Raw genomic sequence first — 23,746 nt, 5'->3', positions numbered from 1 at the left:
AGATTAAACAAATGGAGTGGATGAAGTGGATATCGCTGATCAAACCTTTGTCAAAAAAGTAAATCAAAAGTTATTATTAAAAGAAATTCTTAAAAATTCACCTATTTCAAGAGCAAAATTATCTGAAATGACTGGATTAAATAAATCAACTGTTTCATCACAGGTAAACACGTTAATGAAAGAAAATCTGGTATTTGAAATAGGTCAAGGACAATCAAGTGGCGGAAGAAGACCTGTCATGCTTGTTTTTAATAAAAAGGCAGGATACTCCGTAGGAATAGATGTTGGTGTGGATTATATCAATGGCATTTTAACAGACCTCGAAGGAACGATCGTTCTTGATCAATACTGCCATTTGGAATCCAATTCTCCAGAAATAACGAAAGACATTTTGATTGATATGATTCATCACTTTATTATGCATATGCCCCAATCTCCGTACGGGCTTATTGGTATAGGTATTTGCGTGCCTGGACTCGTTGATAAAGATAAAAAAATTGTTTTCACTCCGAACTCCAACTGGAGAGATATTGACTTAAAATCTTCGATACAAGAGAAGTACAATGTGCCTGTTTTTATTGAAAATGAGGCAAATGCTGGCGCATATGGAGAGAAAGTATTTGGAGCTGCAAAAAATCACGATAACATTATTTACGTAAGTATCAGCACAGGGATAGGGATCGGTGTTATTATCAACAATCATTTATATAGAGGAGTAAGCGGCTTCTCTGGAGAAATGGGACATATGACAATAGACTTTAATGGTCCTAAATGCAGTTGCGGAAACCGAGGCTGCTGGGAATTGTATGCTTCAGAGAAGGCTTTATTAAAATCTCTTCAGACTAAAGAGAAAAAACTGTCCTATCAAGATATCATAAACCTCGCCCATCTGAATGATATCGGAACCTTAAATGCATTACAAAATTTTGGATTCTATTTAGGAATAGGCCTTACCAATATTCTAAATACTTTCAACCCACAAGCCGTAATTTTAAGAAATAGCATAATTGAATCGCATCCTATGGTTTTAAATTCAATGAGAAGTGAAGTATCGTCAAGGGTTTATTCCCAATTAGGCAATAGCTATGAATTATTGCCATCTTCCTTAGGACAGAATGCACCGGCATTAGGAATGTCCTCCATTGTGATTGATCATTTTCTGGACAAGGTTACAATGTAATTTTTATGGAATGTACAGCTCATCTTTAAAGATGAGCTTTTTTATTCTAGGAGTATTTCTGAAGCAATATTGATATAGGCACCTTCTCATATGAAAAAGGAGTTCTAAAATAGAAATCTCCTTTTTCAAGTGCAAATTATTTTTCTTTATAACGAAAATATCTAAAGTCGGCCGGTATATGATTACCGCTGGTATCTTGGCATTGCATCCCTACAAAGGCCCCTGTGAAGAATCCTCCCCCACGGATGTAATCATCTGATAATTTTTTCGATTCCAGTGCAATGTCAATTTTGTGCCAAACTTCTTTGTTAAAAGAATAGAAATAATAATATTTGTCCTTTTCAATATTTACTTTTAAATATACATACTTTACTTCACGAGGAATAACAATTTTATTATTTAATGGCTGTGAAAAAGAAAAGTTGTCACATATTGTTAATTCAAGAATGCGGCCAAGTTCTTCATCATGCGTGACTTGAAGAGCCGTCCAGTTCTCTGTATTGTAGTAATTCACCAATCCAGCGGCTTGTTGAAAATTTTCCGGATAAAACTCAACAGCAGTTTCGGCTTCAAAATGGAGACTTTGCCAGCGTCTGGCTACAAATGCCTGAGTAAATGTCGAGGTCAATGATTCATGACCGAATAATCGTAAATGATTTGGCGCTTGAGTCAATGAACCTAATTCATTCGTGAATGGAATCCTTAAAGTTTGAAAATTTATATTTAATGTTGAATCCTCAAATTCATCAAATTCCGGGTACGTTGCTTCAAATATTGTTTCGGGTATAGAAGGTGCATCTACCTCCAAGCTTCCTTCTTTTCCACCTACTACATAGGGCCATTCATCTTTCCAGTAAAGTTTTTGAATAGCTGTTTCTCTGCCCAAAGGACAGTATCCTCTCTGCTGAAAAATTGAATCATCGTCAGGATGAATAGGACGTCCCGTTAAATGAGCTAAATACCACTCATCTGTATGTGTTTGAACAATGGATGCATGACCACATTTTTGCAATGGATTTCCTGGGTCATGCCATGACGTTAAGATTGGATTATCGGGATGAACTTCATATGGCCCCTCAATATTTGCAGAACGGGCAATTGTAGCAGCATGTTCGTACCGTGTTCCTCCTTCTGCAGTTAATAAATAATAATAGTTCCCGATATGATAAAGGTGCGGAGCTTCTGTCAGTTTTCTATCAGTTCCTTCAAATATAACTTTTGGTTTACCGATTAATTTTTGCTCTTTATCAGAATATTCCTGTATAACAATTCCTCCAAATGAGTGCCGATCAAGACGGTGATCCCATAACATATTTAATAAATATTTTTTTCCATCCGTATCATGGAACAAAGAAGCATCAAACCCCGAGCTATTTAATGTAATCGGCTCCCCCCAATCACCATTAATCGTTTCACAAGTAACTAAATAATTGTGACAATCTTTCCATGCGCCATCTACTACCTTAACATCCGTATAGATCAGCCAAAACTTCCCATCACTATAGCTTAAACATGGTGCCCAAACCCCACCTGAATTTGGATTTCCTTTCATGTCTAATTGTGAAACTCTCTGTAATGGATGTGCAACTAAGTGCCAATTTACTAAATCTTTTGAGTGGTGTATCTGGACTCCCGGAAACCACTCAAATGTAGATACAGCGATATAATAATCCTCTCCTGCCCTACAAATACTTGGATCGGGATTGAATCCTTTGAGTACTGGATTGGTAATCTTCATTTGGGACTCCTCCTCAGTTTATTTTCTTTTTTAAGCCTTGAAATCATCAATATGGTCCAAATAAACTTTGTCTCTATTCTCTAATTCTCGAACCATGTTTTTATATTTTTTCTCATCTAAGTTATAGAAATTAATATCAATTAAAGCTAGAACCAGCAAGAACACGGGAATAATGGTTGTTGTAATTAAAATCCCCGTTAATGCCGTCGGGGTTTGTGCCTGATTTGCTACATATCCAAACTTATCAAGAACCAGACCCGGAACAACTCCTCCTAAGGCCATACCAAACTTAAAGAAAAATCCGATTATAGCGTAAATGAGCCCACCCATTCTTTTCCCAGTCCTGTACTCTCCATATTCAATTGTTTCAGGAATAAGCGCCCACATATATCCCCCGGCAGTGAGACTTCCAGCAGCAGCGATTAATCGACAGACAAGTATGAGGTAAACATTACTTGGCGGAACAAACAGTAAAGCTAAGAGGCCGATAATATTCAGTAATAATGCATAGTTTAGTAATTTCTTTTTCCCCAAAAATTGATGAAACCTTGGAATAAACGGTAAAATGACCAAAGCGGGCAAACTTCCTATCAAACCGTACCACTTCACCAAATCCTCTCTTTCTAAGTTATACGTTACGTAGTAAATGCCAACCGAATTACTGATGGAATTCACTCCAAAAATAATAATAAAGAAAATACTTAATACAACAAGTGGACGATTAACACGAAACTGCTCAAATATATCCGTAAATTTAATTTTTTCTTCGGATTTTTGAAGAGTGATCCGCTCTTTTGTGCTTTTAAAACAAAAGATTAAAAGGCACCCGCCTATCACTCCCAAAATACCCATGGTTAGTTGCCAGCCAAGAGACTCGTTGCCGGAAGTATCGCTTAAATAAGCAGCCAGTAAGGGAACAAAAAATGCAACGACAAGTCCCCCAAGATTCGCAAATAACATGCGAACAGAAGTTATACTAACCACTTCTTGATTATTTCTAGTCATTGCAGAAGTTAACGCGCCATATGGAACGTTTATCGTCGTGTATGTAAGCGACAAGCCAACATAGGTCATATAGGCATATATTAATTTCCCCATATCCGAAAAGTCTGGGGTTGTAAAACAGAGTATTGCCAGTATGACAAATGGAAAAGCTCCGAATAAAAGATATGGTCTAAAGCGTCCAAATCTGCTGTTCGTTCTGTCAACTATTGTTCCAATAAAAGGATCAGCGAGAGCGTCGATTATTCTAACCACTAAAAACATAGTACCGGCTGCTGCTGCCGATAAACCAAATACATCTGTATAGAAGAACAAAAGATACGTAGACACTGTTGCATAAATTAAATTACACGCAAAATCTCCAGACGCATATCCAACTTTTTCAACCATGCTAATCTTCTTTACATTTTCACTGAGCATGATTTCTCCCCTTTTCGATCCTTTAATATGGAACAGTGTGAAACGGTATAACAATTTCTCGAATTTACGGTCAGTAAACTTTTATAAAAGCGCTTTCAAAACAGTGCAAAAAAATATGGTGATCAACAAGCAGTAAACTCATCTTTTTTCGTCATACCTTATATACCTGGAAAAGGATAAAAGCCTCATTCTTTCGTTTCTTATATTGTTTAGCTCCATTAAAATCGATCCTCTTATCCCCCTTCCATCCATATTCAGTAAGACCTTATCTTGTGGACAATGAAAGTTCATCTTATTAGTTTGTTGATCGAACAAACTAACTTGACTTAATATTATAAAATCCTTTCGACTTTTTCAACATCTTTTTCAGAAAGTTTAAACAGGTAAGATTTTAAAACTCTAAAAACCCTGAAGATCATTTTTACAATCTCCACTTTAAAAGAATTCTTTCATCTAAAAAGCCTTTTGTATTACTTAAAAAAACCGGTTCCAATAATTGATAGCACAATCCCGAAAAAGCTGGATAATAAAACTAATTTTTTCATGGTATTCCCCCTCCTTTTGATAGCCGCTTCCATTTCGCATGCTCAAACCGCTTTTGATATAGGCCTTCAAGTACAGCAGCCCATTCAAACCATTCTTGGTAACAATGCCTCTTCAATCCACTCTATACAATACACATGGAACACCTAACGTTTTGTGTCTTGAATTTCCCTTACTTCACAACAGATTTATATTCTTCAATATGTTGAATAAAGTATATGGCCACTACGACAATTGCGATTACCTCTGTTCAAAAGTGCGTGAATGCCGATGTTGTGGAATGAAAAAGAGCATTTAGTTTAATGCTCTTTTCGCTTTTGGTATCCGACAGTCATATACAAAGAAATTTATGTATATTTAACTTTTCATCATTTTTAAGCTCTTCCTATCCTTTTGTAACATGCATAAAGGTCGCTAAAAATAACTATAAACATTACAATCCAAATAAAAAAAATTCAAGTCAAATCCCCCAATTTTAAATAAAACAATTCTTATGTTTCTCGGATTAATCAAACAATCTGAATATTTACTGTTTGATTCAGCAGGCCTTTACTTGTTGTGAAGGGTGTGAACACATAATTTAAATCAAATGTTATAAATTCGCAAAAATATTGAGTCCCAGAACCAATAAATTAACGCAGCAAAAATGCTCATAATGTAATACCCAAAGCTTCTGAATACGGTAAGAGCATTTGACGGATAATCAACAAACCAGAAAAAAAACACAGCTAAAAAGGCTACTGCAGCATAAATTAACAAATTGATCAAACTGAATTTTCTGGGCCTTCTTCTTAGTAATTTTTGCAAAGGGATAGCAAATAATAAGTAAGTGATAAATGAGTAGAATGCTATGATTCCTATTGTGATTAATGCGATCGCCATAAAAGCTGAATAAACAAACATATACAAGCCAAAGATTAGACCATATGATAAGTTTGAAAATACCAATGGATAAGCGTAACTGCCTAACGGTTTATATAACCATAAAATGGTACCTCCGCTATTCTTTAAATTTTAAACTCCAAATAACAAAGTCCCTCCGATAAACCAGAAAAAAGGAAATGGAAACATAATTGCATTTAAGACAATCCCATATACAGCACACCGTTTATTTGTCTTCATTGAAACGAACGCTAAAATGATTCCTATAGGAGAAAGTAATAATGGAAAAAACACCGGCATTCCTTGCCATGGAATTGACATAACTCCCGTAAAAAAATTTAAGATAGCTGAGATAATTGGAATCGTGATTGAAAAAATAGCTGCAGCTTTTCTAACATTCATATTGAAAGCAAGTCTCCGTTCTCTTTAAAATCGTAGTTTTATTTAGTCTTGAGAAAGTTTGTCAAAATCACTTTCTTTCATTTCAGGCAGAGTTATATCAATCCCTAACCTTTTTATTAATTCTTGTACGTAGCTTTTTATTGCAAGCATATTAAATGGGAAATCGAAATCAAATTCCTCTTTAACGCTTAGAATATCCATTGCATACGAACAGTTATGCTTTATACCCAAAAGATCATCATTAAAGCTTAATACATCTTTATACGATTGATCAGATAACTCAAAGTGAGTAACTAAATAAACACTAATAAGGTTTCCACCTTGAGAATCAAAATCTACTAATCTTTCATCAAGTACTAATAAAAATGCAGATCTCTCATCATCAATACCAACTGAAAAAATTCTAAGTTTCTTAGTTTCAATAACCGTTTAGTATGTAAGGCCCCCATAATCTAATTCTGCTTTTTCTGGTATAAATCGTTTTATGAAAGAGTATTATATGCACTTATACTCTTCTACCCAGTCGTGATATTTTTCATAAAGTGGACGTATTCGTTTGAAATCAAGAGCTATGACTTCACATCCACGATCATCATAGATAAAGAAAATAATGTCTTTTGTAATGTTCACAAAGAAAACATCAGGGTAATCAATAGAGTAACCTCCGAATTTCGGTTTTAATGGAAAATCCTCGTTACTGGCTGCTTTAAGTAATTCAGTTACACGTAAGTCTCGAGGTTTGCATAACAAGGAAAATTGTTGCATCTCGTATTCTTCAGCTTTATTGATTTCGAAAGGGTAGGGATATGTCTTCACCAGAATTTGATTCAAATGATTTTTACACTTTAGAAACGGTTGATAGACCTTTAATTTTCTTATACATTTCTCTTTCTTGTGCTTATACATATTCGTCACGAGGAATATGTCATCGTTTTGTTCAAATAATTCATTAAAAAGGATTGTTATTTGCTCATATACAACTTGGAACCTCTTATGATTCAATTCTTCATTTTCTTTGAGTTGATAGATATTTTTCCCAAGACAAAAATGGATTCCTATGCCCCATTGATTATAGATGCTAGGAATGAATTCGAGGTTTTGAAACCTTTCCTCCATATACTCCATTATCTTCATTTAGACATTCTCACTTTAGGAATATGATCTTTTTGGAATATCAACAACTCATGGATGTTTTGATAGGGACAGCCTTTATCAAACAGCTCTCTCGGATACCGCTCCATTTCGTCATTATATAGCTTTCTGACAGTTGGATACTCATGATCAATATCTCTGGAAAGTTTCCGGATACTGATCTTTCTTTGGTCTATAATCGTTTTTAACTTTGATTTAATCATATTCTCACCTTTTAGTTATTTTTGATCACTTAAAATGATCATTAGGTTTATAATGGATCCTTGGCCTCGCTGAATTTAATAATCCCGCTCTTCATGTTAAAATCCATAAATACCTTTTATCCACACATCGCCGCAGCCTGGACTTTTTGTTATTTCCAACTGATCACCTTCTACTCGATCTGCTGCACTGTAGTCCAAATAACTTCCTGTGAATTCTTTCTCGCTCCTTGAAAATATCCATCAGTTAGAGCTATTCTGCTAAGTTTCATATTTAGAGTACAGTCTTTATTATTGTGTATTGTGAATTTATAACCAAGTGCGGTCAAAATTCCGGTCGAAATTATCTGCCATGAAGACAATTGTTGATTCCTCGCTCAAAACAAAGTCTACATTTGTTTAATCCACCGTTAGCTTTTCTTCAGCATTCGGAAGAGTAAAACTTGAGACTAAGCCTAAGCAAACCAAAGTTAGACGATTAACCCTTTTCATCCCTCTCTCCCTTACCCATTTATGGCATAATTCGGTAAATGAAAGGGCTTTTTGACCGTGCATAAGGAAAAGGATTGTGATGATTTAAGCTACGCTGCTACCCTCCCAATGTTTTGCAGAAAAACCGAGTCCCATATCCAAAATATTACAGAAAATGAGACACTAAACAAGTAAATTTCATATCCCATCAGAAAGTTTAAGGTGTTTTTTGGATCAGTAATGAAAGCGAAGAATAACCATACTAAGAAGGAAAAGAATATGTATATGAGTAAATATTTCGCGTTAAACCTTTTTGGATTGGGATTTAAGAAATATTGAACAGGTGCAGCAAAGATTAAATAAAAGATAAAGAGAAGAACACTTATTAGGAAGTATGGTAAGTAGCCATCATAACCAATGCCAAAAACATAAACAACAGCAGCTGATAACGCGGACAAGACATGAACAAATATGATCCTTAAAACTTGCATGTTTATAACCTCTTTCTTAATGAATGCTTCTTCAACATTGTCTAGATCCTCCTTAAAACTACTGTTCTACTCAGAAATTAAACATCTTGGTCGCATTTCTCATTCTTCCGCCATTGAATAGTATTTCGGCGAGTTATTGCAACAGGTATTAATAGTAGAGTACCGACAATAAGCAACATAAAAAAGATCACAAACAGCGCACTTGTTCCCGGAACAATTTCTTCATAGGTAATAAAGCGCTTCTCTCCCTGCAGGACGAAGAACCGAGAATTTTCGAGAAAGGCCAGATGAAAAGCGATAGACGTCCATAAGCTTCCTGTTACAATACGCAGGAGTTGAAGGATGAATCCAAAACCCAACAATAAAACAATGTAATCTAATGTGATAGCAGATGATTCAATTCCAGCTATATATTGCAAGCCACTTACAGTTATTGGTGCAAGCACAAACAGGATCGGCTGTAGGAGTAAGGCCATAAAACAGTTCCAACGCTTATTTAGAGCATAGTACACCGTCCCCCGAAAAGTTAATTCCTCTGGAAAAGCTTCATAAAAGAAAGCGATAATCATATTTAAGAGCAATGCTGTCACTAAATGGACAGAGAAGTGAAATTGTGTAACTTTGATCCAGCCTAATAAATGGGCGATAGCGAAACCAGACCCGGATAATACAATCACATATATTGCTCCTATTATGGCTTTCGGAATGGCTTGCCGCCACCCAGACAGTCCTATAGAATAAAAGGGTCTACTAGACATCCGTTTAAGAAGAATGTAGAGCAACGGGACAGTTATTAATGTGACTAAACCTGCTTGGATGCCTTGCTTCAAAAGCTTGGAAGCTCCTGCTTGGCTAGCCATTGAACCGACTAAAGTAGCAAAAAACAAAGCAAATACGAATGTTCCCCAACTGAGCAAGACAGTTCCTAACCATTTATGATGATTGTCTTGTTTTCCGCTTTTGGTGAGATGAATTTGCATTTGGATACCCCTCTCACATCATTCATATTAAGCACTATAAGCCCTACTATCACTATACGTTCTATAGCTGTTATGGTTTCAATTTCCTGCATTACCCCTCTTACAATTCCACTCTTCCTCTAAAATAGCGTAATAATATTCATCCCACCATTCATTGCCTTTTGGAATACATTTTTTAAAAAAGCCTTCTCTTCTCATTCCAATCTTCTCCATAACTCGGTATGAGGGAATATTCTCAGGTTGACACGTAGCTATAATCCTATGTAAGTTCATTTCTTTAAATCCATATTCCAAGATAGCTTGAGCTGCCTCAGAAGCATACCCTTTATTTTGATAATTCGGATTAAACACCCACCCAATTTCATATGTATGTTCACCAAAATACTTATAAAAGACAATATGGCCTATAAGAAAGTCTTCATCTCTTAGTATGACAGGGAATTTTTCAGCGTTATCACCTTTGTTTTTATTTACAAATGCCTTTGCATCTTCTTCAGTAAAAACCCCTTCAGGTATATACTTCATTACATTACTATCAGATGTATACTCATATACAGCCTGCCAATCTTTGAATTCAAATTCACGTATCAATAACCTTTTTGTTGTTATGTGCATTAAAGCAACTCCCCTCTAATATACTTAATCTTTATTCAATATGAAGACAACAATAACCTCTTTAAAACTATCCTTATTCAACAATATTGCCTCTTGCTAGAACAACTCAAGGATTTCTGACTATGAAGAAGCAAAGGAATATGATTCTCCAAAATAATTCCCTTACCCTTCTCTGAGGGACAATTATGAAGGAACAACACAACAAAAAAATGGAAGTCCAAGTAGCTCTGCAAAAAGAAGAGTTGTATTCATTGGTTAATGACTGGCTTGGCTTTATTAAAACAAACGATAAAGATATTGAATCAATTGATTACGATTACACTGATGATTATGAGGTAAACCCAATGAGCGGCATTAAAATCAATGGTTATCTCAATAGAAAAAAGTAACACGGGGAAAAGACGAAGTAAGATCATTTACTGTGGATGCAACTCGTAAGCCAGATTGCGAAGATAAAATAAGGATTAAACAAACATCCCCTTACAATAAGTAAGAGGATGTTTGTTATCAACAAGATTGTTTAATTTAATTGGTATTCCTTATTAAGCTTTTTAAGAAGTGAAATTTCAACTTCGTATTGGCTTCCATAAACTCTGCTTATTTTTTGCACTTCTTCCTTTGAGCCGAAGAAAATAACTTTAAAATCATCATTTACGTATTGAACTACAAAAAAACATCAAAATCATCAAATGTATTTTTATTTATCGAAATAAAACCACTTGATTGAGCTGTTGTTTTTACACTAATCCGCCTGCCATCACTCACAACATCAAATCCATGCTGATTAGTTTGACGTGCCAGAGTGCCGTTGGTTTGGATTGCACAAATGAATTCACCGATTCTGCCAATTAAATGCCTCAATTCTGTGGGCTTACAGTTCAATACATTCATTTCATATCTCAAGATTTGGTTATATTCATTATAAAGGTTTACAAGTTGTTCTTTACTAATGATTTCAGCTTGATCATGTATTTGGTTATTAGTAATAGGTACTTCTCGGAGTGATTTAACACCGTTTACCCATTCGCCTACGAAACTTCCTTATCTTCCCCTTTTGATTTTCTGAAAATAAGTCCTGTATAAAGAGAGTTTTCACCTAAGTATTTGTAAGAACTTCTATTCACATATTCAAAGAGGTGCTTATTAAATGAAATCCCCTTATTATACCGGTTATAACAATAATCTGATAAAATAATGCTATCCGGATTAGTTCCGTATTTTCTTTACTTCTTGAGGTGAAACCAACTCATTGATCTTATTTTTCAAAGCATCTTTAATTTGCTCGTAAATTGTCATTATACTTCCCTCAAATAGCAGATTCTTTGGTTGTTGAAATTAGTCATAATTTTTTCTTTTGCCGAAGTGTTATTCTGAAACCAGTTTATAATACTCTTGGAGATTCGGATTTACTTCCCAATATTTCGTTCCATTAGAAGACACTAGCATATCAAACCATATCTCGAAATTAGAATTTAAGTTAATCGCATCTTCAATATCGTCAATTGAGTCTAGATATAACATATAACCTAATCCTTTTTTTGATTTGTTTGTGTCTATGACATACCTTCCATCAAAATGATATCCTATTAATAAGTATCCCTCTGGGAAATCTTGAACCTCATTATATTCAACGATTCCCTCTAAGCTAAGTATTTCAATGCCATCAAACATTTCCATCCCATTGTGTTGTAACAAAAACTCTTTAAAGTCATTAGGAAAAGTAACACCTAATTTCTTTTCTAAGCCGCTAATTTCTTGAGGAGTTGCTGGATTTTTGAAATGAAAAGTAGCATCTTCCAAGACATAACCCCCATGATGGAACACAGGAAATGTACCATATTTAGTAACTGCTTTCTTAATACCATCTAATGTCATGTGAACTAACTTTCCTTCTTCCATAAATGCTCCTCCTCCTCCTTAAATCATCTCACTAAATTTTACCACACAGAACATTAAGATAAATTTAAAAGGGACATAAACTGTTTATTAAGAAACAATTTTACTCATAATTAAAGCAGGATTAGTGGTGAACAAAATGTAAGTGTTATATGCTGTTTTAATTACTACCCTATCTGTTGAGCCATAAGGAAACCCAATCCTTACTGCGCTTTTCTCCTCTCCCCCATAGTTTGGATCAAGAAATACATCATTGATTTCTTTGATTGGAATTTCAATTTTGGATAGCTGCCAATTGATAATTAAGTTTTCATTTGATTTTTCAACGTTGATTCCAAGTAAAAACATTCCCCTTTTGACTATGAATTCAGTGAAACAAACACGCTTTAAAATTTAATAAATCCAAAAAGTAATACTTACGGGAAATATGACTATAAGCAAAAGAGCCCTTTCAGGCCCTTATTTTTCTTTTACCCTTGGTATGAATTTGTTACAAACTCTTTTGCTTTATTAGCAACAGTTTCCCAAGTGGCGGCAGCATGATCAAGATCCGCAGAAAGCTTATTGATATCCTCATTCTCAAACCCTTGGGCGAGTGAATAAAATTGATTTTCTATAGAATGCCAGATGCCTTCGATTTGTCCTATAAACTCCTTAGACTTTTCTGCTTGAGCTATTAAATTAACCAAGTCTATATTGATACTGTGAAGCATCCCCAAAACTTTTACTTCTAATGAAAGTTGTGCATCTATATTGTTTAACTTATTCAGAAAATGATCAATTTGTTGTTTAACTGATTGTATATCGGAACACTCTAATATTTCAGATACAATAAAACCAAATAAAGGCCCTAGATCAAAGCTGAATTTTACTTTCTCATTAATATCTTGACCTTCAACAAATACACCCAATAATTTTTTTAATCCTAAGAACATATTTATTGAATCATGTATCTCACTCTCATCATTATACTGTGAATCTAAATATGCGACTTCTTTTTCTAAAGAATTATTCAATTGTCTAACACCTATACAGTCGTCACTACCTTGAAGAAGGGAATTTAATTGGTTTTGAACCTCTTTCATAGACTGTTGTTGTTGATTGAGTATTGCAGCAAGCTTTGAACAGGAAGACTGAAATTGCTTCGCAGCCTCTTGTCTTCCTTGTTCATTGCTATCGTTAGACATTATTTGTAATAATTTTATATCCATATTTATCGTTCTAGTTGCCAAAGATCCAATATTATTAATATCGTTAACCATATTAAGAACACTGCTGAATAAATTCTTCATCCACCAGTTACACAACTGTTTATATTCGTTATAAACATCATATATTTTTTGAAAATCTTGAGGAATTTCAACGTCATCCGGTATAGCCAGATAAGTTTTCATCTCTTCATCGCTCACAGGTAAACCCGTTCCAGTAAGAATATCCGCTTGAGTATTTGCCCAGAATCTAGTAGATATTAAAAGCCCCTCTTTTTCTAAAAGGCCTTGAGGCCCATATGGAAATGTTGAATCTAAAACTTTTTCATATTTCATTTTTAATCCACCTTTCATATTTCCAACGCTATATTTAATATAACAAAAAATTCAATTATTCATTATTTTTTTATTTTTTTCAAATCCTAGATATAAATGAAGAAACGTTTAAAAATTGACTGAGTTAAGAAAGAGATATCTGAATGGAGTGCCTAGTTCTCCTCCCTGCTTACCAACATAAAATGGACAAGGATCAAGGTAACTAAGCAAATGAACGTTGATTGAAAGCGCTTTGCGGCTTTCTTTTTTATTTCTCGAATTGTTTGTCATTGAGCAAAAATATTAGCGTCTCTTCAATTTCTTTTTCTAAGTCATTATTATTTAAATCGAATAATGTTCCACAACCTATCCACCGTAGTAATACCACAAATCCATTGTGAAACAGTCTAATTCTTCATCACAGACTATTGCAGGTTGATAGTAATTAATTGCTATTTGTGAACGGTATTCTTTTTCAAAACATCTCTCAGCTGTAAAATCATTTAGCACATCTCCATCTATGTCTCTACAAACTTTGATGCTGAGATTTGGTTTATCCTGAGCTTCAAAAACACCTGCATACTTATTCTGCAGCTTTTTCGATACTACTTCCCCCAGGCTCTCCAACTCAAATATCACTTGCTTTAATTCTTGATTTATATCCTTTTCTGGAATCTGTATATAACCCTCATCGAGTGGACTTTGATTTTTCTGTTTCTTGAGTAATTGACTTAAAGCTTTCCACACAGTATTGTCCTCCTATGATAGCTTCTTTAGACGTGCCTCTATGAAAATGGTCATTTGGTGATCAGCTTCACGAAATGTCTCAGCAAATGTTTCAATTCCGGTATCCTAGAAACATGGCGTTCGATAATCATGCCCACGGAAGCCCTAGCTGCAACATTCTGCGATTCATTACCGACCTTGTCAAAGGGATACTAAATAAAAAAAGAACCTTTATTTTACCATTGGCTTACTTTTGAAAATTTATAAATTATTATTATATTGAACAGTGTTGGTATGATGTATACAAGACCAGTTCCAAGTAGACCTATTACTGAACTAGCAATTAATAATATGCTGAAGACTGGTTTATTATTTGTCTGGATTGAAGCAAGCATGGTTATAATTCCCGCCAAAGCACCTAAAAACCATAAATTCCCCAAAGTGTAAGAGTCATCTATAACCGCAAACAGTTGAGCCAGTACAGAAAAAACCGCTCCTAATCCCCCGGAGAAGATAGTCAATTTTTTCATAGAAATCTCCTTTTTGAAAATTGATTTAGATTTCAACGTAATTATGGATTTTTTTGGTTATGACGTCAATGATAAACATCCACCTTACTCATCTTATTATTGCTGGTAGAAGTATTGAACAATGGAATTATCATAGAGTTTGTCGAATTATTTATGCGTATTACTTTCCTTAAGCATAGAATTATTTTCCTAATTGAAAATTTAGTACATAGAATTATTAGTGACATAGATAAAAGTGACCCTGCTTTTTAGCAGTGCCGCTCCATAATTTATTACCTATTAACATAAAAAATCCCTTGACACCAATAGTGCCAAGGGATTGAGAGATTAATACTGAGACATATACTGTTCGCGTTCCCAAGGGTGAACTTGCGTGCGGAACATATCCCATTCGATTTCTTTTGCTTCGATGAAGTGTTCGAATAGGTGCTCGCCCAGCGCTTTGACCATGACTTCGTTTGATTTGAATTCTTCTAGTGCTTCCGCAAGTGTTGCGGGAAGGTCAACGATTCCGTTTTCCATGCGCTCTTCTTTGCTCATCACATAGATGTTGCGGTCGATTGGAGCCGGCGCTTCCAGTTTGTTTTTGATTCCGTCTAATCCTGCAGCAAGCAATACGCTAAGTGCAAGGTATGGGTTTGCAGCTGGGTCTACGCTGCGTACTTCAACACGTGTGCTGATGCCGCGAGAAGCCGGGATACGGATAAGCGGGCTTCTGTTTTGCGCGCTCCATGCTACATAACAAGGTGCTTCATAGCCAGGAACAAGACGTTTGTAAGAGTTTACTGTCGGGTTTGTTACTGCTGTAAAGCTTGTTGCGTGCTTCACGATACCTGCAATGAAGTGCTTCGCTGTTTCACTTAACTGAAGATCTGCGTTTTCGTCAAAGAATGCGTTAACACCATTTTTGAAGAGTGATAGATTGCAGTGCATACCTGAACCGTTCACACCGAACAATGGTTTTGGCATAAATGTCGCATGCAGGCCGTGTTTGCGGGCAATTGTTTTGACAACTAGTTTAAATGTTTGGATGTCATCACAAGAGCGGACTGCTCCAGCATATTTAAAGTCGATTTCATGCTGACCAGGTGCTACTTCGTGGTGAGACGCTTCGATTTCAAAGCCCATCTCTTCAAGCTCAAGTACGATATCGCGGCGGCAGTTTTCTCCTAAATCAGTTGGAGCTAAGTCGAAATATCCGCCTTTGTCGTTTAGTTCAAGCGTCGGCTCGCCTTTTTCGTCCAATTTGAATAAGAAGAATTCAGGCTCAGGCCCAAGGTTAAAATCACTGAAGCCGAGGTCTTCCATTTCTTTCAGAATCCGTTTTAAGTTGTTTCGCGGGTCACCTTCGAAAGGTGTGCCATCCGGATTGTAAATATCACAGATGAAACGTGCTACTTTACCTTTTTCAGCTGTCCATGGGAAGATAACAAATGTATTTAGATCTGGATACAGGTACATGTCTGACTCTTCGATACGAACGAATCCCTCAATAGAAGAACCGTCAAACATGACTTTATTATCAAGCGCTTTTCCAAGCTGGCTTACAGGAATCTCAACATTCTTGATTGTTCCAAGAATGTCAGTAAATTGAAGGCGGATATACTTCACGTTTTCTTCTTTTACTAATTTTTCGATATCTTCTCTAGTGTACTTTGCCATTTGGTAAAATTCCTCCTCTTAAAAGGTAAATGTATATAGCAAAACAGTTGCTAACGGATTAATGAAAGAAGCGGGACATGTCGCCTTGACGGAATGTATTCCCTCTTTGAAAACGGCCGGCTTGCATGAGCTCGTTTTTCAGGAGCTGTCTCAGTTCGTCATCGGACAGATCATGTTTCATTGGTTTTTTCGTCTTCTCGCTTTGTTTTTGTTCTGGCTCGGCTTCGGCTTTCGCCAGAATCTGTTTAATTCCTGCCATGTTTACACCTTGTTCTATCAGGTGCTTGATTTCTAACAGTTTATCTACATCATGAAATGAAAATAATCGTCTATTCCCTTCACTTCTGGCTGGAAATATCAGTCCATTTTCCTCATAATATCGAATTTGTCTTGCTGATAACTCAGTTAACTGCATGACAATTCCTATTGGAAATAAAGGCATTGAGCGGCGAATATTATCACTCATCTCAATTTCCTCCTTTTCTTAACTTAGTTTCATTATAGGTGATGTTATATTTTGTGTCAATACGATGTAAGGATTCTTAACATCAAATCCAGAGAAATTTTTAAAAAATTTAAATTAATTGCTTTTCCATCAATGAATCCACTGCACTGCATATGGCATTCTTCACATGCGAATAGGTTAATCCTCCCTGAACATACGCTACATACGGCGGGCGGATAGGGCCATCAGCTGATAATTCGATGCTTGCTCCTTGAATAAACGTCCCTGCTGCCATAATGACATCATCCTCGTATCCAGGCATGTAGGCTGGATAAGGCGTCACATGAGCATTGATTGGCGATGCAAATTGAATAGCCTGGCAAAAAGCAATCATCTTTTCTCTGTCAGAAAACTCAACGGATTGTATTAAATCCGTTCTTTTCGCATCCCATTTCGGGTTTGAAGTGAAGCCGAGTTTTTCAAGGAATCTCGCTGTAAACACCGCTCCCTTTAGACTTTGAGACACAACGTGAGGCGCCAAAAAGAAGCCTTGGTACATTTCTTGGAGCGAGTAAAGAGATGCCCCCGCTTCTCTGCCGATGCCGGGTGACGTCATACGGTATGAGCAAGCTTCAATCCATTTCGCTTTTCCGACGAGGTAGCCGCCTGTTTTCGCAAGGCCGCCGCCGGGATTTTTAATGAGAGATCCCGCCATCAGGTCGGCTCCGACATGGCAAGGCTCAAGCTCTTCCACAAATTCTCCGTAACAGTTGTCCACAAAGACGATCAGGTTTTCATTGATTTCTTTTACAAAACGGATCATTTCTTTTATTTCACTAATTAAGAAAGAAGGGCGATTCGCATATCCTTTTGAGCGCTGAATGCCGATTACTTTTGTCTTCGGATTGATCGCAGCGGCGACTGCATCATAGTCTATCTTTCCGTCTTTCGTCAGATCAACCGCATTATAGCCGATTTGAAAATCCTTTAACGAACCAGCGTTTTCTCCACCCCTGACGCCCACAATTTCCTCTAGCGTATCATACGGCTTGCCCGTGATATAAAGGAGCTCGTCCCCCGGTCTGAGGACACCGAACAAAGCAATTGAGATGGCATGTGTGCCTGAAATGATTTGCGGCCTTACAAGCCCCGCTTCTCCGCCAAACACATCCGCATATATGCTTTCAAGCGTGTCTCTTCCGATATCATCATAGCCGTATCCAGTAGACGGCGTGAAATGAGTGTCGCTTACTTTGTGTTTTCTATAGCTTTGAAGCACTCTCCACTCATTTCGCTCGCTGATTTCTTCTATTTGTTTATGAATGCCGGCAATGTCCGCTTCCACTTCCATTGCCGTTTTCTTCAATAATTCTCCGTGTGTTAATGTGTCAAACATGTCTTTATATTTCCTTCCTACATATACTTCTTTAATTCACCGATGATACTTTGCTCTTCTTGGACATAGCCGGATATGTCATACTGTTCATTTTCTTCATTAAAATAGAAGCGGTCTACCATCGTTTCCGATTTGATTCTGGAAAGGAGCTTCCCTTCACTTGCCGGCACATGTGCTTCAAAAGACGTTAACAGTTCTTGGCGCAAATAGCGCTGAATCGCTTCTTTAAAGGCTGCAGCGTCGTCCTCAAATTTCGCACTGACCATAATGTGATCCCTTCCGGCGGACGGTATAAAATCAGGCAGTTTTTGATCACGTTTATTGTAAGCCGTCAGCATCGGGATATCATCTGCTTCAAGCTCCTCGAGAAGCCCAAGCACTGTTTTTTCATGTCCCGCATAATCCTCATTTGAAGAATCAATTAAATGCAGGATCAAATCCGCTTCTTTTACTTCCTCAAGCGTTGAGCGGAATGCAGCAATCAATGTCGTCGGAAGATCCTGAATAAATCCTACTGTATCTGAAAGAAGAACACTGTAGCCGCTTGGCAGGACCATTTTTCTGGTCATCGGGTCCAGCGTGGCAAACAGGAGATCTTCTTCATAGCTGTCAGCACTCGTCAGGCGGTTGAACCATGTTGATTTCCCTGCGTTTGTATAGCCGACAAGCGCAATTTGAAGCACACCGTTTTTCTTTCTTCTTTCACGGTATCGGCTTCTATGGCGAATGACAGTTGAAAGCTGTGTGTTGATTTCATGAATGCGATTTCTGATATGGCGGCGGTCGGTTTCCAGTTTCGTTTCCCCGGGACCTCTTGCCCCAATTCCTCCGCCTTGCCGGGAGAGATTGATCCCTTGTCCCGTCAGACGCGGCAGTGCATATTGCAGCTGAGCCAGCTCAATTTGAAGTTTGCCTTCTCTCGTTCTCGCCCGCTTTGCAAAAATATCTAATATCAATTGCGTGCGGTCAATCATCTTCACTTCAATTGCTGTTGCCAATGACTTCAGCTGACTTGGCGACAGTTCATCATTAAAGATGAGGAGATCAGCTTCAAGCTCTTCCACCAGTGCCTTCAGCTCTTCTACCTTCCCTTTTCCTATATATGTAGCGGCGTCAGCCCTGTTCCGTTTTTGTGTGACGCTGGTCAGTACTTTTCCGTCTGCTGTTTTTGTCAGAGATGCTAGCTCTTCCATAGAATTTTCAAAATGCTCATCCGTGATATGCGGCAGCTGACATCCGACTAAAATGGCTTTCTCCTGAATCGTTTCTTGTTCGTTCAAATGGATGTTCCTTTCTTTTGCATATTGGGCAGTAGTATTATCATACCAAACCCTGCATGTGTATACCACAAATCGATTGCTTTGAAAAGCGGAAATACGAGCAAAAAACAGACCTCTCAAAAACAGAGAGGTCTATGCAGATCCAGATGCTTCTTCTTTAATGGAAAGATCTTGGCTTTTGATGGTCATCAAGTCGCTTTTTAAGTATTGGTCTCCCATTAAAAGCCTCATGGCTTGTGCTCTGATCGATTTTTCGATCACATTTCTGACAAAACGTCCATTGCTGAATTTAATGGGACTTGTCGTGCTTTTCACTGTCATTAAGTAATCTTTCAATTTCCATTCAGCTTCTTGACTGAGCTGGTATTCCCTTTCATCGATCATTCGTTTCGCAATCTCCATGAGCTGGGTCACAGAGTAATCCGGAAAATCAATGGAGATGGGAAATCTTGATTGGAGTCCGGGATTTAACGAGAGAAAATGATCCATTTCCCGTGAATATCCGGCGAGTATCAAAATAAACTCATGCTGTTTGTCTTCCATATGCTTTACAAGTGTGTCGATCGCTTCTTTCCCAAAGTCCTTTTCGCCGCCTCTTGCCAGCGAGTAGGCTTCGTCTATAAACAAAATGCCACCTAATGACTTTTTGATTAAATCTCTCGTCTTTTGGGCGGTGTGTCCGATATACTCCCCGACCAGGTCAGCCCGCTCCGCTTCTATTAAGTGGCCTTTTGACAGGACATTCATTTCAAAGAACAGCTTGCCGATGAGCCGTGCAACCGTCGTTTTTCCCGTTCCCGGATTTCCTTTAAACATCATGTGCAGCGCTTGCTTTCCAACCTTCAAGCCTTGCTCCGCGCGTTTTTGGTTCACAAAAATCCAGGCGTATATCTCCTTGATGTTGCGTTTCATTTCCTCCATCCCAACTAATGCGCTCATCTCTTTTTCGATTTCCTTCAAAATGCCGTGCTTTGCTTCGTTTTTTTGCAATGCAGCCTGATATTCCGCCTCTGCCTCAGCATTCGTCAGCACCTGCTTTTGCCCGTTCAGAATAATGTTGATCTGTCCGTTGTTTTTATAAGTCACAGCGCGCTCCAACATCTTCACCTCTCTGTTCTCTCTATATGATATTCAAGCGGATGCCGATTGTGACAAACGCCTATCATGTGTCGAAACAATTGCTTTTTTCGGGAACAATAAGGAATCCTGCGCTTTCCCGAGAAATACTTTATTTCTTATTGTATTCACGGACATGGGGTGGACAAACCATGATATTTTGTTTTTAATCATTTTGTCAGAGTATTATAGTGAGCTTCTTTCTCATTATTTCTTTTTCATGCAACGGGCTGTTTTTTGTACGAAGCGTATTACCCGCCGTAAGATACCTGAAGTGTTTTTCTTTTTTTCGATTTTTAAAGTGGTGTCTTTAATGAAAGGAGCTTTTCTCATCAATTAACGTTTCAAATGCTTATGAACGCAAAGCTTAAACAGGAATCAGTGCAGGTTAACCGAACCCATAGTACATACAAACATATGGCGTATGCACAGATTTCATGTCGGATCGTATCTGTTGTCGCTTCATGTTGAATTGTGCGCTTTCCCGAGAAATAATTTCCGAATTTGAAAGGGTTATTTCCTCATTTTTCAGTTGAATGATAATCGTACAAGCAGAAGCCGTGTTTTTTCATATCCTGTAATGAGGTGATGAAAAATGGTTAAAATTTTTATTGATCCTGGCCATGGCGGGTCTGATCCAGGCGCAACAGGTAATGGCCTTCAGGAGAAAACGTTAACCCTGCAAATCGCTTTAGCCTTACGTACGATATTAACTAATGAATATGAAGGCGTTTCTCTGCTGCTGAGCCGGACAAGCGACCAATATGTCAGCTTAAACGACCGGACAAATGCCGCAAATAACTGGGGAGCAGATTTCTTTTTGTCCATTCACGTTAATTCCGGGGGAGGCACAGGTTTTGAAAGCTATATTTATCCAGATGTAGGAGCCCCGACGACGACTTATCAATCGACAATTCACTCTGAAGTGATACAAGCTGTCGACTTTGCCGATCGCGGCAAAAAAACAGCGAATTTCCACGTCCTAAGGGAGTCGGCAATGCCTGCCCTCTTGACCGAGAACGGTTTCATTGATACCGTTGCCGATGCAAATAAGCTGAAAACGAGCAGTTTTATTCAAAGCTTAGCGAGAGGACATGCAAACGGGCTGGAGCAAGCCTTTAACCTTAAAAAGACTTCCAGCTCAGGGTTATATAAGGTTCAAATCGGCGCATTTAAAGTCAAAGCGAATGCCGACTCGCTCGCAAGTAATGCCGAAGCCAAAGGTTTTGACTCGATTGTCCTTTTAAAGGACGGATTATACAAAGTGCAGATTGGCGCATTTTCATCCAAAGACAATGCAGACACCCTCGCTGCCAGAGCGAAAAATGCCGGCTTTGACGCTATTGTGATCCTAGAATCATAGCCGAGACGGGGACGAGCGTCTCATAAAAAAACCCGGCTCCTCATCGCGAGAAACCGGGTTTTTTTATTCAAGAATATCAACAACAAACTGTGACCATGTTTCCAGACGGTTGTAGATGTCATCCTGTTTTAATTCAGAAACTTTCATCCATTTACCCGCAATTTGTTCTTTCTCCTTCACTTCCACTTGTGCGCCAGGCTTTAATTGAAGCGCAGAAAGAATACCGATATGCACTTTGCCAACACTGTTTTCATCATCATTGATCAATCCCAGTGTGACAATCGCCTGTTTATCTTCTTCATTTATTTGCAGTTCTTCCTCAAGCTCACGGTCTGTGTTCAGCTTTAAGACTTCAGCAAATGAAGCTGCCCCTTCGATGGCGTTCATATGACCGCCAAAGCCGAGAGAAAGCTTGTTGTGCAGTCGTGATTCACCGCCGCCAGCCAGCCGCTCGTAAAGAAAAACTTCATCTTCACGCTTAATGACGACATAAGGTATCGGCTGCTTGAAACGCGGATCTTCTTCTGCGTCCCCTCTTCTCATTTCACGATAGGCCGCTTCAATCTGAGCCATGATTTCGGCTACTCTGCTATCTTCACTGTACACGCCCTGGAAGGTTAAGCTTTCTTTCTTAAACACATCACCGCGCGGGGCAACTAAAATCATTTCGTCCATTTTTCCCATGGGTACTGCGTCCTCCTCATTTGAACCTTCAAGCCGAAAAGAGCAGATATTATATCTGCTCTTTTTCATCTTCAAAATAAAAGTCATCATCTTTGAGCGGCTCAACTGTCGCTTTTTTATAACCATTCCCCTTCATAGAGAAGAAGTCATGCGATTTTGTTTTTGTGTTTAATCCGTTTAATACGATCGGATTAATATCTTCCTCTTCGAAGTATGGATCAAATCCAAGATTCATCAGCGCTTTATTCGCATTATAGCGGATGAATTTCTTTACATCGTGTGAGAGTCCGACTTGATCGTACAAGTCCTCTGTATACTCAAGCTCATTTTCATATAACTGATTCAGAAGGTCGATCGCAAATTCACGAAGCTCTGCTTTTTTCTCTTCTGTCTGTTTATTATAAATTTCCTGAGCAAGGAGACCGACATACACGCCGTGAATCGCTTCGTCACGAAGGATCAGGTTAATGATCTCACCGCTTTGCATCAGTTTTCCTTGTCCGTAGAAATATAACGGATAATAGAAACCGCTGTAGAAAAGGAAGCTTTCCAGATAGACGGAAGCAACCATCGCTTTGAACAGTGAAATTTCATCATCTTTTTGAATGGCTTTGTAAAGCCCGACAATCATTTGCGCTTTTTTCTGCAAATATTTATTTTGTTTAACCCATTCAAATACTTCATTAATCGTTTCAGTCGGTGCAAGGGTCATGAAAATATTAGAGTACGACTTCGCATGGACAGCGTTCTCCATCATCGCCATAAAGTTCAGCACCGCTTTCCGCTGGTGGCCATCTACGTGTTCAGCCACAATCGGCATCCCCGTATTCCCCTGCTCTGTATCAAGAAGCGTAAGTCCGGCCAGTACCTTCATATAAGTGTCCTGCTCATTTTTTCCGAGGTACTTCCATGTGAGGAGATCGCCGTTTAAAGCAATCTCTTCCGGAAGCCAGAACTGTTTCACGTTTTGGTTATAGAACATTTGGGTAAAATCGTCTTCATGCTTTGACCAGTTTGCTGCGTCATAAATTTTTGTCACTATAAACTCT

At 37.9% G+C, this 23,746-nt stretch carries 24 protein-coding genes and 3 pseudogenes; 4 read left to right on the top strand and 23 right to left on the bottom strand.

Features of this window, described 5'->3' with window-relative positions; all coding sequences use genetic code 11:
* The first annotated feature begins 25 nt into the window (after window positions 1-25).
* Window positions 26-1,180: a transcriptional repressor XylR gene (gene xylR / locus CW370_RS04770; protein WP_101169504.1), complete on the top strand. Its 1,155-nt coding sequence runs from the start codon at window positions 26-28 to the stop codon at window positions 1,178-1,180.
* Between the two features lie 136 nt (window positions 1,181-1,316).
* Here xylR and xynB read toward each other — a convergent pair whose 3' ends face one another.
* The 10 genes from xynB to CW370_RS04720 form a co-directional block, all read right to left on the bottom strand.
* Window positions 1,317-2,918 carry a xylan 1,4-beta-xylosidase gene (gene xynB, locus CW370_RS04765; protein ID WP_101169503.1) on the bottom strand — a complete coding sequence of 534 codons (1,602 nt, stop codon included), beginning with the start codon at window positions 2,916-2,918 and terminating at the stop codon, window positions 1,317-1,319.
* A 30-nt stretch (window positions 2,919-2,948) separates the two neighbouring features.
* Window positions 2,949-4,340: an MFS transporter gene (locus tag CW370_RS04760; RefSeq protein ID WP_029946147.1), complete on the bottom strand. Its 1,392-nt coding sequence runs from the start codon at window positions 4,338-4,340 to the stop codon at window positions 2,949-2,951.
* 1,128 nt (window positions 4,341-5,468) lie between these two features.
* Window positions 5,469-5,873 carry a UPF0715 family protein gene (locus CW370_RS04755; protein ID WP_029878505.1) on the bottom strand — a complete coding sequence of 135 codons (405 nt, stop codon included), beginning with the start codon at window positions 5,871-5,873 and terminating at the stop codon, window positions 5,469-5,471.
* Window positions 5,874-5,897: 24 nt separating this feature from the next.
* Window positions 5,898-6,167: a hypothetical protein gene (locus CW370_RS04750; protein ID WP_024572965.1), complete on the bottom strand. Its 270-nt coding sequence runs from the start codon at window positions 6,165-6,167 to the stop codon at window positions 5,898-5,900.
* A 42-nt stretch (window positions 6,168-6,209) separates the two neighbouring features.
* Window positions 6,210-6,554: a hypothetical protein gene (locus tag CW370_RS04745; protein ID WP_029878504.1), complete on the bottom strand. Its 345-nt coding sequence runs from the start codon at window positions 6,552-6,554 to the stop codon at window positions 6,210-6,212.
* A gap of 108 nt (window positions 6,555-6,662) precedes the next feature.
* Window positions 6,663-7,301, bottom strand: coding sequence for a DUF3885 domain-containing protein (locus CW370_RS04740; RefSeq protein WP_024572964.1), 639 nt, complete (start codon window positions 7,299-7,301; stop codon window positions 6,663-6,665).
* Complete coding sequence (locus CW370_RS04735; RefSeq protein WP_024572963.1) at window positions 7,298-7,522, bottom strand: helix-turn-helix domain-containing protein; 225 nt, start codon at window positions 7,520-7,522, stop codon at window positions 7,298-7,300. Before CW370_RS04735 ends, CW370_RS04740 begins: the two co-directional genes overlap by 4 nt.
* A 578-nt stretch (window positions 7,523-8,100) precedes the next feature.
* A complete protein-coding gene (locus CW370_RS04730; protein ID WP_024572962.1) occupies window positions 8,101-8,481 on the bottom strand; it encodes a UPF0715 family protein in 381 nt (126 codons plus the stop codon).
* Between the two features lie 77 nt (window positions 8,482-8,558).
* The gene (locus CW370_RS04725) at window positions 8,559-9,461 is read right to left on the bottom strand and encodes a CPBP family intramembrane glutamic endopeptidase (RefSeq protein WP_024572961.1); all 903 of its coding nucleotides are present in this window, start codon (window positions 9,459-9,461) and stop codon (window positions 8,559-8,561) included.
* Window positions 9,462-9,539: 78 nt separating this feature from the next.
* A complete protein-coding gene (locus CW370_RS04720) occupies window positions 9,540-10,076 on the bottom strand; it encodes a GNAT family N-acetyltransferase (RefSeq protein ID WP_024572960.1) in 537 nt (178 codons plus the stop codon).
* Window positions 10,077-10,261: 185 nt separating this feature from the next.
* Here CW370_RS04720 and CW370_RS04715 point away from each other — a divergent pair, with 185 nt between their 5' ends.
* Window positions 10,262-10,465 (top strand): hypothetical protein, encoded by a 204-nt coding sequence (locus CW370_RS04715; RefSeq protein WP_234398212.1) that lies wholly within the window; start codon window positions 10,262-10,264, stop codon window positions 10,463-10,465.
* A 131-nt stretch (window positions 10,466-10,596) separates the two neighbouring features.
* On the opposite strand, the pseudogene CW370_RS04710 reads toward CW370_RS04715, so the two are convergent.
* From CW370_RS04710 to CW370_RS21465, 4 genes and pseudogenes are all read right to left on the bottom strand, one after another.
* A pseudogene (locus tag CW370_RS04710) lies at window positions 10,597-11,372 on the bottom strand (DUF7225 domain-containing protein).
* 69 nt (window positions 11,373-11,441) lie between these two features.
* Complete coding sequence (locus CW370_RS04705) at window positions 11,442-11,876, bottom strand: SMI1/KNR4 family protein (RefSeq protein ID WP_080262658.1); 435 nt, start codon at window positions 11,874-11,876, stop codon at window positions 11,442-11,444.
* Between the two features lie 186 nt (window positions 11,877-12,062).
* Window positions 12,063-12,320 (bottom strand): SunI/YnzG family protein, encoded by a 258-nt coding sequence (locus CW370_RS04700; protein WP_024572958.1) that lies wholly within the window; start codon window positions 12,318-12,320, stop codon window positions 12,063-12,065.
* Between the two features lie 122 nt (window positions 12,321-12,442).
* Window positions 12,443-12,706 (bottom strand): annotated as a pseudogene (locus tag CW370_RS21465) (hypothetical protein); the annotation flags it as partial.
* Between the two features lie 911 nt (window positions 12,707-13,617).
* On the opposite strand from CW370_RS21465, the pseudogene CW370_RS21805 reads away from it, so the two are divergent.
* A pseudogene (locus tag CW370_RS21805) lies at window positions 13,618-13,722 on the top strand (excalibur calcium-binding domain-containing protein); the annotation flags it as partial.
* A gap of 139 nt (window positions 13,723-13,861) precedes the next feature.
* On the opposite strand, the gene CW370_RS21800 reads toward CW370_RS21805, so the two are convergent.
* The 7 genes from CW370_RS21800 to spoVK form a co-directional block, all read right to left on the bottom strand.
* Entirely contained in the window at window positions 13,862-14,242 is a 381-nt protein-coding gene (locus CW370_RS21800; RefSeq protein ID WP_430383961.1) for a hypothetical protein, read from the bottom strand.
* A gap of 215 nt (window positions 14,243-14,457) precedes the next feature.
* On the bottom strand, window positions 14,458-14,751 hold the full coding sequence (locus tag CW370_RS04685) for a hypothetical protein (RefSeq protein WP_015715927.1): 294 nt from the start codon (window positions 14,749-14,751) through the stop codon (window positions 14,458-14,460).
* A 327-nt stretch (window positions 14,752-15,078) separates the two neighbouring features.
* Window positions 15,079-16,413 (bottom strand): type I glutamate--ammonia ligase, encoded by a 1,335-nt coding sequence (glnA, locus tag CW370_RS04680; protein ID WP_003231737.1) that lies wholly within the window; start codon window positions 16,411-16,413, stop codon window positions 15,079-15,081.
* A gap of 58 nt (window positions 16,414-16,471) precedes the next feature.
* Complete coding sequence (gene glnR, locus CW370_RS04675) at window positions 16,472-16,879, bottom strand: transcriptional repressor GlnR (protein WP_014476884.1); 408 nt, start codon at window positions 16,877-16,879, stop codon at window positions 16,472-16,474.
* A 109-nt stretch (window positions 16,880-16,988) separates the two neighbouring features.
* Window positions 16,989-18,254 (bottom strand): methionine gamma-lyase family protein, encoded by a 1,266-nt coding sequence (locus CW370_RS04670; protein ID WP_029317829.1) that lies wholly within the window; start codon window positions 18,252-18,254, stop codon window positions 16,989-16,991.
* Window positions 18,255-18,271: 17 nt separating this feature from the next.
* Complete coding sequence (hflX, locus tag CW370_RS04665) at window positions 18,272-19,534, bottom strand: GTPase HflX (protein ID WP_029317828.1); 1,263 nt, start codon at window positions 19,532-19,534, stop codon at window positions 18,272-18,274.
* 132 nt (window positions 19,535-19,666) lie between these two features.
* Window positions 19,667-20,635 (bottom strand): stage V sporulation protein K, encoded by a 969-nt coding sequence (gene spoVK / locus CW370_RS04660; protein ID WP_003231746.1) that lies wholly within the window; start codon window positions 20,633-20,635, stop codon window positions 19,667-19,669.
* A gap of 610 nt (window positions 20,636-21,245) precedes the next feature.
* On the opposite strand from spoVK, the gene cwlC reads away from it, so the two are divergent.
* Window positions 21,246-22,013, top strand: coding sequence for a sporulation-specific N-acetylmuramoyl-L-alanine amidase (cwlC, locus tag CW370_RS04650; protein ID WP_024572443.1), 768 nt, complete (start codon window positions 21,246-21,248; stop codon window positions 22,011-22,013).
* Window positions 22,014-22,076: 63 nt separating this feature from the next.
* Here cwlC and CW370_RS04645 read toward each other — a convergent pair whose 3' ends face one another.
* Complete coding sequence (locus tag CW370_RS04645; protein WP_024572444.1) at window positions 22,077-22,697, bottom strand: hypothetical protein; 621 nt, start codon at window positions 22,695-22,697, stop codon at window positions 22,077-22,079.
* Between the two features lie 49 nt (window positions 22,698-22,746).
* Window positions 22,747-23,736, bottom strand: coding sequence for a class 1b ribonucleoside-diphosphate reductase subunit beta (nrdF, locus tag CW370_RS04640; protein WP_003231754.1), 990 nt, complete (start codon window positions 23,734-23,736; stop codon window positions 22,747-22,749).
* Between the last annotated feature and the right edge of the window lie 10 nt (window positions 23,737-23,746).

This window comes from Bacillus sp. SN32 (assembly GCF_002837495.1).
In the GTDB taxonomy this organism is placed as follows: domain Bacteria; phylum Bacillota; class Bacilli; order Bacillales; family Bacillaceae; genus Bacillus; species Bacillus subtilis.
This window is presented reverse-complemented; position numbering and strand designations above follow the sequence as displayed.

What these genes read in the sequence shown, in the direction of transcription:
- CW370_RS04715 (WP_234398212.1), top strand. Translation starts at nt 10,262, where the DNA reads ATGAAGGAACAACACAACAAAAAAATGGAAGTCCAAGTAGCTCTGCAA.
- CW370_RS04670 (WP_029317829.1), bottom strand. Translation starts at nt 18,254, where the DNA reads ATGTTTGACACATTAACACACGGAGAATTATTGAAGAAAACGGCAATG.
- glnR (WP_014476884.1), bottom strand. Translation starts at nt 16,879, where the DNA reads ATGAGTGATAATATTCGCCGCTCAATGCCTTTATTTCCAATAGGAATT.
- CW370_RS04730 (WP_024572962.1), bottom strand. Translation starts at nt 8,481, where the DNA reads ATGCAAGTTTTAAGGATCATATTTGTTCATGTCTTGTCCGCGTTATCA.
- CW370_RS04685 (WP_015715927.1), bottom strand. Translation starts at nt 14,751, where the DNA reads ATGAAAAAATTGACTATCTTCTCCGGGGGATTAGGAGCGGTTTTTTCT.
- CW370_RS04700 (WP_024572958.1), bottom strand. Translation starts at nt 12,320, where the DNA reads ATGTTTTTACTTGGAATCAACGTTGAAAAATCAAATGAAAACTTAATT.
- xynB (WP_101169503.1), bottom strand. Translation starts at nt 2,918, where the DNA reads ATGAAGATTACCAATCCAGTACTCAAAGGATTCAATCCCGATCCAAGT.
- CW370_RS04720 (WP_024572960.1), bottom strand. Translation starts at nt 10,076, where the DNA reads ATGCACATAACAACAAAAAGGTTATTGATACGTGAATTTGAATTCAAA.
- CW370_RS04740 (WP_024572964.1), bottom strand. Translation starts at nt 7,301, where the DNA reads ATGAAGATAATGGAGTATATGGAGGAAAGGTTTCAAAACCTCGAATTC.
- glnA (WP_003231737.1), bottom strand. Translation starts at nt 16,413, where the DNA reads ATGGCAAAGTACACTAGAGAAGATATCGAAAAATTAGTAAAAGAAGAA.
- CW370_RS04725 (WP_024572961.1), bottom strand. Translation starts at nt 9,461, where the DNA reads ATGCAAATTCATCTCACCAAAAGCGGAAAACAAGACAATCATCATAAA.
- cwlC (WP_024572443.1), top strand. Translation starts at nt 21,246, where the DNA reads ATGGTTAAAATTTTTATTGATCCTGGCCATGGCGGGTCTGATCCAGGC.
- CW370_RS04645 (WP_024572444.1), bottom strand. Translation starts at nt 22,697, where the DNA reads ATGGGAAAAATGGACGAAATGATTTTAGTTGCCCCGCGCGGTGATGTG.
- spoVK (WP_003231746.1), bottom strand. Translation starts at nt 20,635, where the DNA reads ATGTTGGAGCGCGCTGTGACTTATAAAAACAACGGACAGATCAACATT.
- CW370_RS04735 (WP_024572963.1), bottom strand. Translation starts at nt 7,522, where the DNA reads ATGATTAAATCAAAGTTAAAAACGATTATAGACCAAAGAAAGATCAGT.
- CW370_RS04760 (WP_029946147.1), bottom strand. Translation starts at nt 4,340, where the DNA reads ATGCTCAGTGAAAATGTAAAGAAGATTAGCATGGTTGAAAAAGTTGGA.
- CW370_RS04750 (WP_024572965.1), bottom strand. Translation starts at nt 6,167, where the DNA reads ATGAATGTTAGAAAAGCTGCAGCTATTTTTTCAATCACGATTCCAATT.